Source organism: Kitasatospora sp. NPDC048540 (assembly GCF_040651175.1).
Classification (GTDB): domain Bacteria; phylum Actinomycetota; class Actinomycetes; order Streptomycetales; family Streptomycetaceae; genus Kitasatospora.
On record NZ_JBEZIR010000204.1, the window covers coordinates 1 to 9,750 of the forward strand.

9 protein-coding genes, 1 tRNA gene and 1 pseudogene are annotated in these 9,750 nt (G+C 67.7%); 3 read left to right on the forward strand and 8 right to left on the reverse strand.

Annotation, left to right across the window (positions count from 1 at the left end; all coding sequences use genetic code 11):
• Positions 1-62: 62 nt before the first annotated feature.
• Positions 63-154 (forward strand) — tRNA-Leu (locus AB0D08_RS39125).
• A gap of 99 nt (positions 155-253) precedes the next feature.
• Here AB0D08_RS39125 and AB0D08_RS39130 read toward each other — a convergent pair.
• From AB0D08_RS39130 to AB0D08_RS39150, 5 genes are all read right to left on the reverse strand, one after another.
• Complete coding sequence (locus AB0D08_RS39130) at positions 254-901, reverse strand: response regulator transcription factor (RefSeq protein WP_033818390.1); 648 nt, start codon at positions 899-901, stop codon at positions 254-256.
• A gap of 178 nt (positions 902-1,079) precedes the next feature.
• Positions 1,080-1,475 carry a hypothetical protein gene (locus tag AB0D08_RS39135; protein ID WP_051811830.1) on the reverse strand — a complete coding sequence of 132 codons (396 nt, stop codon included), beginning with the start codon at positions 1,473-1,475 and terminating at the stop codon, positions 1,080-1,082.
• A 274-nt stretch (positions 1,476-1,749) separates the two neighbouring features.
• The gene (locus tag AB0D08_RS39140; RefSeq protein ID WP_359895103.1) at positions 1,750-3,006 is read right to left on the reverse strand and encodes an ATP-binding protein; all 1,257 of its coding nucleotides are present in this window, start codon (positions 3,004-3,006) and stop codon (positions 1,750-1,752) included.
• 20 nt (positions 3,007-3,026) lie between these two features.
• Positions 3,027-3,668, reverse strand: coding sequence for a response regulator transcription factor (locus tag AB0D08_RS39145; protein ID WP_033818392.1), 642 nt, complete (start codon positions 3,666-3,668; stop codon positions 3,027-3,029).
• A 20-nt stretch (positions 3,669-3,688) separates the two neighbouring features.
• Complete coding sequence (locus AB0D08_RS39150; protein WP_063794277.1) at positions 3,689-5,314, reverse strand: MFS transporter; 1,626 nt, start codon at positions 5,312-5,314, stop codon at positions 3,689-3,691.
• Between the two features lie 642 nt (positions 5,315-5,956).
• On the opposite strand from AB0D08_RS39150, the gene AB0D08_RS39155 reads away from it, so the two are divergent.
• Entirely contained in the window at positions 5,957-6,421 is a 465-nt protein-coding gene (locus AB0D08_RS39155) for an ATP-binding protein (RefSeq protein ID WP_082526243.1), read from the forward strand.
• A 377-nt stretch (positions 6,422-6,798) separates the two neighbouring features.
• The gene (locus AB0D08_RS39160; RefSeq protein WP_033818393.1) at positions 6,799-7,620 is read left to right on the forward strand and encodes an alpha/beta hydrolase; all 822 of its coding nucleotides are present in this window, start codon (positions 6,799-6,801) and stop codon (positions 7,618-7,620) included.
• Positions 7,621-8,242: 622 nt separating this feature from the next.
• Here the strand turns inward: AB0D08_RS39160 and AB0D08_RS39165 are convergent.
• The 3 genes and pseudogenes from AB0D08_RS39165 to AB0D08_RS39175 all read right to left on the reverse strand — a co-directional run.
• Complete coding sequence (locus tag AB0D08_RS39165) at positions 8,243-8,920, reverse strand: alpha/beta hydrolase (RefSeq protein ID WP_033818394.1); 678 nt, start codon at positions 8,918-8,920, stop codon at positions 8,243-8,245.
• Positions 8,921-9,228: 308 nt separating this feature from the next.
• Positions 9,229-9,330: pseudogene (locus AB0D08_RS39170) on the reverse strand (transposase); the annotation flags it as partial.
• 84 nt (positions 9,331-9,414) lie between these two features.
• Positions 9,415-9,750 (reverse strand): transposase (locus tag AB0D08_RS39175; RefSeq protein ID WP_359895106.1); only part of this gene is annotated, 336 nt, incomplete at its 5' end.

The following is a 9,750-nucleotide window of genomic DNA, read 5'->3' on the forward strand; positions in this document are numbered from 1 at the left end:
GTCGGCTGGAACGTCCGGCTGCGCGGCCCGGCCGGGCTGGTGGCGACCGGCGAGGGCGGCCCGGGCAGTGCGCTGCCCGGGCGCTGGGTGGTCTGCACCGGCTTCAAGTACCGGCGCCCGCGCGGGCGTGAGGGTTCGACTCCCTCCACTCCCATCCCTTGCGTGACATCTCTTGCGTGAGCCGTCCGGCGGCGCCGCCGCAGGCGCGGCGGGCTGCGGCGGTCAGCCGCCGCCACGTCGAGAGCGGCCGGGGTCATTCCAGAAGCCCCCGCCGCATGGCTTCCGCCACCGCTGCCGCCCGATCGGATACGCCCAGTTTGTTGTACAGCCGCTGCGTGTGGCTCTTGACCGTGCTGGGCGCGAGAAACAACTGGTTCGCCACGTCGGGAATGCTCATCCCCTCCGAGAACAGCTGAAGCACTTCACGCTCACGATCGCTGAGCAGGGGAGCATCACTGTCCGTGCGGGAGCGGATCTCTCCTGCCAGTGCGCCCGCGAGCTCCTCGGGGATCACCGTCTGGCCGCGCGCGACCTGCGCGATCGCCTGGATGATCTTGTCGCGCGGGGCGTCCTTGATGACGTATCCCGCAGCCCCTTCCTGGATGGCCCGGTAGAGCAGATCACTGTCGTCATGCGCTGTCAGGAGGAGAACCCGGGTGGGAAGCCCGTCCCGTGCGACCGCGTGAACCACGGCGATCCCGTCCAGGTCGGGCATGGTGAGGTCGATGACGGCCACGACCGGCTCGTGCTCCTTGATGGCGTCCAAAGCCTCACGGCCGGTTCCTGCCTCGGCCACGACTTCGAACCGGTCGGTCTGCCCCAGGGCGCGACGCAGGCCCTCGCGATACAGCGGGTGATCATCAGCCAGCAGAACCGTAGTTTTTTCCTTCATCGCGGCCATCGCGGGGGCCTCCTGAGCCTCGGAGCTTGCCTACTCCACTCTGCTCGTTCCCCATGGCACAGGCCAGCCCACACTCGCCCATACGGCCATACGGGTCAGCGTGGGCGGGTCGGTAGGTACGTCTCCTCGTGCTCTCCCTCCGCAGGGGCCCCGGGTAGGCGAAGCCTTCCCCGAGAGGTCAGCGAGCCGTGACGGCGGCGCCCGGATTATGGGTGATCCACCAGTGATACTCCTGGCGAACGTATCCGAACCGGTCCCTGTCCCAGCGCTCGTCACTGGCGGGTATCGGTCCCCGGCTGGTGTCGAAGCTCTTGTCGAAGGTGTGCAGCCTCCAGGCCAGCCATCCGGCACCGTCGTCGTCGGACGAGGTGTCGGCCAGTCTGCACCTATCTGCAAGGGCGGCCTGACGGACGAGGAGGATACGCTCGTCCTGGTCCTGCCCACTGGGCCTGTGGAGCGCGGCGACGCAGTGCAGCAGGTCGTACAGCTCATGGGCCAGGGCCGGTGCGCGGGTGTAAGCCTGCACGGCCGACGGCGCGGCGGCGTCGCTCGCATACTTCGGCTGGTCGTTCATCTCTTCCCCGGCAGGTCGGCCTTGTGGCGTGCGCAGCGGCGGCACTCCGTCGATGGCTCTCCCTCCATGAGACACCCGCCGACCGCTGTCCTCCATCAGCCGTTCGGCCCTTTTTCGGACACCACAGCGACCCCCTCACCTGCTAGGACCGGCACATGCCGGTCGTGTCCCGCGAAGTGGTGCAGTGGTGGTACGCCAACAGTCATGAAATCGGCGGGAGTTCGTCGCGGCTGTGCTCGGCGGGGTAGGTCCGGTCCTGGATCCCGACCAGGGATCACGCCACGTCCGCGTCTCCCGGCCGGCCGCCCGCGCCCGAGGGGATGAAGGGGACGGTGACGCTGACCGACGTACCGGGACAGTTGGACGTGATGGCCAGCCGGCCCCCGGCCGCCTCGGCCCGGAAACGCTGCGAAGCCAGACCGATATGGCCCTGAGCCAAGCGTTCGTCCAGGATCCGCAGATCGGTGCCGGTACCGTTGTCGGCCACGACCAGTTCCAGCATCTCGGTATGCGCGTCCACAGCGAGCGAGACGACGAGGCTGGTGGCTTCGGAGTGACGGCTGACGTTCGCGAGGAGTTCGCGCGCTGCGCCGTACACGAGTGCGTCGAGCTCGCTCGGCGCCGTGGGAGCGACGTGACAGCTCGACGCGATTCCGGTACGGCGGGCTGTGAGGTCGACCAGGTCCCGCACGGCCTGGCCGAGTCCCACCGTGTCCAGGACGGCCGGATGCAGTTCACGGGTCGTCTCGCGCAGGCCTCGGGCGACTTCGAGAAGGTTCGAGCTCGCCCGCGTGATACTGGCACGGGGATCGGCGGACAACCCCTGCTGGAGATCGAGATGGGTGGCAAGGACGTGCTGCAGCGGACCGTCGTGCAGCCGCTCGGCCAAGAGCGCTCGTTCTCGTTCGTCGCTTCGCATGACTTCTGCCAACAGCCGGGTTCGGTCGTCGATCAGTTTGGCAATGCGTGTCACGCGTTGGGACTGGATGGTGCACAGAAGCAGGCACAGCGAGCCGGTGAGTACGAAAACGATCAACAGCACCCAGGCCTGACCTGCATCCAGGCTGTGCTGAACCCGGGTGTCGAGGAGCAGCATGCCCGTGTAGGCGGCGACGGCGGAGGTGATGCTGAGGGTGCCCAGGGCCAGCACGGGCTGGAAAGCCGCGATGGCGAGGAGCAGGAACAGGCTGTTCAGGAGCATCGTCGAGCCGCTGGACAGCAGGTGCAGGACCACCACAACGGTGATGTCCGCGGCCAGGGGGAGCAGAGTCTGCAGTCCTGCCCCCTGGTGCGGCCGTCGGGCCGCACGCCGGAGCCGCCACAGCGTCGCCACCCCGTACACGGCCACGATGGCGACCTGTACGGGCCGGTGCTCGGGGTGCGGCTCCACGGTGATGGCCACGCCGAGCACTGCGGCGAACGCCAGCCGCATGAGGTTCTGCAGGTGCAGGGCCCACTGGCCTTGCGCGTGCAGATAGCCGGTGTCCCGGGCCCCGTGCTCGGTAATGTTGCGATACGACATGATCATCATCGGTTCGGCCTCGCCGGCGCTCAGTCCAGCAGGCCGCGGCGCATCGCCTCGGCCACCATGGCGCCCCGACCAGTGACGCCGAGCTTCTGGCAGATCCGCTGCACATCGGCCTTGACCGTCGTGGGAGCGAGGAAGAGCACCGAGGCGATCTGCGAGATCGGCACACCGTCCGCGACCATGGTGAGGACCTGGCGTTCCCGTTCGGTCAGCACCGTCCGGACCTGGTCGGCACGTTTCTGGATCTCCTCCACCAGACCGCTGGTCAACTCGTGGGGCACGACCGTCTCGCCACGGGAGCACGCCTCCACGCCATCGAGGATCTTCGTGGGATCGGAGCACTTGGTCAGGTAGCCCACCACCCCCTGCTGCAGGGCGCGGTAGACGACCGAGGGCTCGTTCGATGCGGAGACCACCATGATCTTGGTCGGCAGGCCGTCATGCCGCACACGCGCCGCGACCTGGCCACCGTCGAGCATCGGCATCTGGTAGTCCAATACTGCAACGTCCGGGCGGTGTTCCCGGATCGCCGTCAGTGCCGCGCGCCCGTCGCCGGCCTCGGCGACGACCGTAGTAGTCGTGGAGAGCAGCCGCACCAGCGCCTCGCGGTAGATGGGATGGTCGTCGCCTACGACGACCCGGATCTTGGATTTCGTTTCCAGCATTCTCGGTTCCTCCTTGAGAGTCATGCAGTGGATCGGACGGGCGGTTCGTCGACTGACCGGACCGCGTTGCTCCGTGCCCCGGCGGCCGGCGCGTCAGGCCGGTTGGACGGCACCCCGTCGGCCGGCGGATCAAGGCGCACGGGAGAGGTGAGTGCGGGGGGCGTGTCCGTGCCGTGCTTCGCGCAGGAGCGGCGAAGCGCCCACCAGGTGCCCAGAGCCGCAAGTACCAGTAGGGCACCGGACATCAGCGCCGCCGCATTCAAGCCGTGCTGAAAGGCGGTTCGGGCCTGCGCCGCCAACGCGTCCGCTGTCGCGGTGGGAAGCCCGGCGGCCACGTCCAGGGCGCCGGCGAGCGATTCGCCGGCGAGATCGGCCGAATGACCGTCCACGCCGGGGGGCAGCTGAAGACTGCCGCGGAAGACGGCCAGCAGCGCCGATCCGACCAGAGCGATGCCGAGCGCAGCGCCGAGCTCGTACGCAGTTTCGGAAATCGCGGCGGCAGCACCGGCCTTGTCAGGCGGGGAGCTGCTCAGCACGAGATCGGTGGAGACCGTGTAGATGGCTCCTTCCGTCACACCGACGATCAGGAAGACCACGGCGAGCAGAAGATAATCGGTGTCGGCGCTCACCCAGCCGAGGACACCGGTGCCGAGTCCCATGAGCAGCAACCCACCGCACAGAACGGCACGCATACCCCGGCGGCGGATGACTCGCCCGATCAGGAGCCCCGCGGCCACAGCACCGGCGAATGCGGGTAGTTCCGCCAACCCGGCCTGCACGGGGGAGTAGCCGCGGACCAGCTGCAGGTACTGCGACATGAAGAAGATCACACCGGACAGCCCGAGGAGTGAGAGCAGAGTGGCGGAGACCGCCGCGCTGAATCGAACAGACTTGAACAGCCTGATGTCCATCAGTGGAACGGGCAGCCGCAGTTGGCGCCGGACGAAGACGAAGAGCGCCGCTGTGCCGACCGCACCTGCGACGGCCACGTCGGAGCGCAGCACGCCGTGCGCCGCCGCCTCCTTCACCGCGTAGACCACACCCAGCAGACCGACCATCGACAGCAGCACACTGGGAACGTCCCAGGCGCCAGGAGAAGGATCCTTAGACTCCGGCAGCAGCCTGCGTCCACCGATGACCAGCAGGACGGTGATCGGAACATTGATCAGGAACACCGATCCCCACCAGAAATGCTCCAGCAGCAGCCCGCCCACCAGAGGACCGACCGCGGCTCCGGCCGTCGCCGCAGCGCTCCAGATACCGATCGCCGTGGCGCGTTCCCGGGCGTCCGGGAACAGCGCCCGGATCAGCGACAGCGTGGAAGGCATCAAGGTCGCCCCGGCCAGGCCGAGCAACGCCCGTGCGACGATCAGCCAGCCCGCGGTCGGCGCGAAGGCGGCCAGGAGCGAGGCGAGGCCGAAGCAGATGCTTCCGATGATCAGAAGGCGTTTGCGTCCGATGCGATCGCCGAGCGAACCCATCGTGATCAACAAGCCCGCCAGGACAAAGGAGTAGATATCCCCGATCCACAGGATCTGCGCCCCGCTCGGGTTGAGGTCGTGACCGATGGACGGCAGTGCCAGAGAGAGAACGGTAGCGTCCACCCCTAGCAGCAGTACCGCCAGGACCAGAATGGACAGGCCCATCCACCGTCGGGCTCCTGCCACACCGGCCGGTACGGCAGGTTTCGTGGGCATGCTCATTGCGCCCCTCCAGGGCAAGTGCTCGTTGGACGGACTCGCGACGCATGGCGCCAGGCCGTCCGCCACCGCAGCCGAATACCTCGGCTCCCGGCAATCCCGACCGCGCTCCGCAGCCACCGCCGGCACGGGCCGTCGAGGTGCATGTGACGGCACGCGCAGACAGACCGGGAAGACCGCGCGGCGCCGTGCCCGTGAGAGCACACGCCAACGGCGGTTCCGAATCCGGAGGCCACATCCCAGCGAGTCATACCGCCAGCAAAAGGGATGAAGCGGCGCGACCTTCTCAGCCGATCGACGGATCGAACGGGGGAACCGCTCCGCGCCGATCGCTGCATCCGTCCGGGCAGACTGCCCGTCCGACCACGAACCCGCAGCACACCGCACGGTGTTCGCCGAAACCGGCACCGGCCGACAACGCCGCCCGCGCACCTGGCGTGCTCCCGGACGACCAGGCGGGGAGCGGAGCAGGCCCATGGGAACGGGCCGGATGAACCGCCTATCGGATGACCGCAACCCCACCGCGCACACGCAGGCTATGGGGAAGGACACATCAAGCAACCACCCCGTCCGTTCGAAAGTGACGCCATGCGTTCCAACGACACTCGCTGCTCCCCGTACTCGGATCATCGACCACCTGAGCAGCCGACGACCGGTCCCGGTACGGCCGAGCAGCCGTACCGGTGGGTCCTGCCGCACGACGAGCAGGCCGCCGGCGCCGCACGGGAAGTCACACGTGCCGCCCTGGAAGACTGGGACGTCAACGAGACCAGCGTGGACGAAGCACTCGTAGTCGTCTCCGAACTCGTCACGAACGCGGTGGAGCACGCGCAGCCGCCGGTGGTCCTCCACCTTGCTCAGCCGGATCCCGGAGACGTCGTCCACGTCGAGGTGGACGACGGAGGCAGGGCTGAACTGCCGGGCGCGTGGGTCGCGAGCTGCGCACCTGACGAGCACGGCCGCGGGAACATCATCATCGACGCCTTGGCCACGACTCACGGCACCAGGGTGCACAGCTGGGGCTGTACCAACTGGGCTGACCTGCACGTCTGACGTGAGCGGATCGCAACACCGGTGTGCTCCGTCCACGGCTCGGTTCACATCTACGAATCCTCAGCTACCACGAACCCTTTGGCTGTCAACTCGCACAGTGCTCCGGAGCGGTAGAGCACTCCTCCGCGGAGAGACCCCGCCTGCCGGCGCCCCGAAGGCGGGTCCTGGCGAGGCAGCAGCTCGCGGCCCCCACCGTGCCCACAGGTGGTGGGAGAAGGACGGCCGCGATGTCTCGCGAATCCTACGAACGGCCGGAGCCCCCCGATCGGGTGCCCAACCGGGGGGTGCCGGGCCCTCGGAATCGGGCTCATATGGTGTCAGCAATATGAGCTGACCGGCTCGCTGCCGACCTGATTCACCCGATGTGAAGGGGAAAAATGAAAATTCGAAACTCGGCCCTCCTGCTGGCTCTTTCGGCCGCGGGATCGACCGCTCTTCTCAGTACTGCGGCATTCGCATCGCCTTCCGACCCGGGTACGGGGAAGCCCACCGTCGTTCTTGTACACGGCGCATTCGCGGACTCGTCCGGCTGGGACGGCGTCGTCAAGAAGCTTCAGAAGGACGGGTACCCCGTGGTCGCACCGGCCAACCCGCTCCGTGGGCTTGCCGGCGACTCCTCGTACGTCTCCAGTGTGCTCTCCAGCATCGAAGGTCCTGTGGTTCTGGTCGGACACTCCTACGGCGGTGAGGTCATCACCAACGCCGCGGTTGACCACCCCAACGTGAAGGCCCTCGTCTACATCGCGGCTATTGCTCCGGAGAAGGGGGAGAGCGCCAACGACATTCTTTCGAAGTATGACGGAAGCAAGCTCCCCGAGTCGCTCAAGCCGATTCCGTACAACCGTCCGGACGGCACCCAGGGAACCGACCTCTACATCAGTCCGGACAAGTTCAGGTCGGTCTTCGCCGCTGATGTGAAGGCCAAGGAGGCTGCGGTCATGGCCGCCACCCAGCGCCCCATCGACGGCAACAGCCTCAGTGACAAGAGCGAGAATGCCGCGTGGAAGAATATTCCCTCGTGGTACATGGTGGCAAAGGGAGACCAGGCCATTCCGCCTGCGGCCGAGAGGTTCATGGCGGACCGTGCGGGGGCCACCACTGTTGAGGTGGACGCCTCCCACGCCGTGGCTGTCTCGCACCCCGACGACGTCTCGAAACTCATCGTCTCCGCGGCGAAAGCCAAGTCCACCACAGGCTGAAGCGCGCTGATGACCGCAGGATCATCAGCTTGATCCGCGTGACAGCCGAGTTCGACCCGTCGAGCCCCCTGATGCGTCCTGGGCGGCGCGACGGGGCGAACGAGTTCCCTTGGCTCGCGGCCCACCAACCCCACATCCGAGTCGGCCAGCGGCGCCAGCCCTGCGGCGGCCTCCTACTCCCTGGCAGCCCCGCTCCTCGGCAGCCTCCGGCACTGACGACACCGGGAGCACGGTCACCCTGCCTCCCTACAGCCGCTCGACAGCAGCCGGGGCAGCCTCACCCCCCGAGAGAAGGAACGGGCACCTCGGTCGCCAACCCAGTACGACGACCGGTACGGTACAGCGGACGCGCACGCATCTCCTCGCGCGGTGGCTCAAGACCGTACGGTGGGACCCACGGCGCCGTCAGTGCCTGCAGAGGCCGAATCGTTGACACGACCGGCCGCGGTGACAAAGCCCGGCAGGTACTGGCCGGTGATGCGGAACCCCCAGGCCGAGCGGATCACCAGCCGGCCCGGCCGCCCCCGCCCGCGTACCAGCCCTGGGCAGGACGTGACATCCGGACATACGAGTGCCGCCGCATCCGTGGCTCGATGCGGCGGCACAGCGGGGAGCGGCGCGCTCAGGAGCGGGAAGCCTGGACGATCGCGTCGACGACCTGCGCAGGCTGCGATGCTGCGGCTGAGTGGCTGGCGTCCACGTGAACGATGCGTGCACCGATGCGCTCCGCCATCCACTGCTGCGCCTCAGGCTGGAGGGTACGGTCCTGGGTACACACCACATAGGTACTGGGAATGCTCTTCCACGCGGGCACCCCGCTGGGCGCGGCCAGGCACGATCCGGCGGCCGGCCCCTGGGAAGCCGCCATCACGGCAGCTTTGGCGGCGGGAACATCGGCGGCAAAGACCTCGGCGAACTTCGTACGATCGAGGCTTACATATCCCTCGGCATCCGCGACGACCGCCTCGAGGCCGGGTGAGGCAGGGAATCGCCCGAGAATCTCACCAGCCGCCTCGCCCTCCTCGGGTGCGACGGCGGCAAGGTACACGAGCGCGGCCACGTTCTGGCCTCCTGCGGCGGCGTTGGAGATCACCATTCCCCCGTAGGAATGCCCCACCAAAACGCTGGGTCCGTCGACCTGTGCCAGTGCCCGCTGGACAGCGGCAACGTCATCCTCCAGAGAACTCAGCGGCAGCTGCACGGCCGTAACCACATGCCCCTCCTCCTGGAGACGGCCGGTCACCTCGGTCCAGCTGGAACCGTCAACCCACAGGCCGTGAACCAGTACGACGTTCGTCATCTTGCTTTACCTTCTTTTCTGTCAGATGCACTTCTGTGGTCGATGTTCGGGTACCGGTCCTGCTCGCACATCATCCGTTCGGCCGGGCAACCGGGGGAGTGAGCCTTCCCCCGGGACGCGGACACCGGTGTCTCGCGCGGTGGTCGTGTGCCAACGCCGTGAAATCGGTGGAAGTTCATCGTGGGCGCGTTTGTCGGGGTGGAGCTGCTCGATGCTGGTCCCGGGCCGGCAACGGCCGGGGGATGACGGTCCGTTCGTCGCGCGTCCCGAATCGTTGTGTATCTCGAACAGCTGGTGGTGCCCGGTGGCAGGAGTGTGTCGTCGTCGGGGAAGACCAGGACGACGTCGGTGCGGCGCTTGACCTCGCGGTTGATCCGCTCCAGCGAGTTGATCGGCTGGATCTTCTTTGTGCTGGTGTCCGGTCTGGTCTGTCGGTTGGGTTTCGCGCGCTGTTGTTGCTGGTTGGTGTTCCGAGTGGACGTTAAGAAGCCATCTCATTTGGCCAGCCGGCGATGGCAGATGAGTGCCGCGGCGATGGTGGCGAAGGCTGCGAAGTGGTCGGCTTTGCGTTCGTAGCGGCGGTGGAGCCGACGGAAGCCGCCCAGCCATGCGACGGTCCGCTCGATCACCCAGCGGTGCCGGCCGAGGCGGCTGGAGGACTCGATGCCGCGGCGTGCGATGCGGGTCGCGATCTGTCGTCGTCGCAGGTAGGAGCGGATGAAGCGGTGGTCGTAGGCTTTGTCGCCGTGGAGCCTGCCGGGCCGGCGGCGCCGGGGGCCGCGGCGGGAGCGGATCGGTGGGATCGCCTCGACGAGCGGAATCAGGGCCTG

Coding starts and splice junctions, on each gene's coding strand:
- AB0D08_RS39130 (WP_033818390.1), bottom strand. CDS start 901: ATGGCCGCGATGAAGGAAAAAACTACGGTTCTGCTGGCTGATGATCAC.
- AB0D08_RS39135 (WP_051811830.1), bottom strand. CDS start 1,475: ATGAACGACCAGCCGAAGTATGCGAGCGACGCCGCCGCGCCGTCGGCC.
- AB0D08_RS39140 (WP_359895103.1), bottom strand. CDS start 3,006: ATGATGATCATGTCGTATCGCAACATTACCGAGCACGGGGCCCGGGAC.
- AB0D08_RS39145 (WP_033818392.1), bottom strand. CDS start 3,668: ATGCTGGAAACGAAATCCAAGATCCGGGTCGTCGTAGGCGACGACCAT.
- AB0D08_RS39150 (WP_063794277.1), bottom strand. CDS start 5,314: ATGGGCCTGTCCATTCTGGTCCTGGCGGTACTGCTGCTAGGGGTGGAC.
- AB0D08_RS39155 (WP_082526243.1), top strand. CDS start 5,957: ATGCGTTCCAACGACACTCGCTGCTCCCCGTACTCGGATCATCGACCA.
- AB0D08_RS39160 (WP_033818393.1), top strand. CDS start 6,799: ATGAAAATTCGAAACTCGGCCCTCCTGCTGGCTCTTTCGGCCGCGGGA.
- AB0D08_RS39165 (WP_033818394.1), bottom strand. CDS start 8,920: ATGACGAACGTCGTACTGGTTCACGGCCTGTGGGTTGACGGTTCCAGC.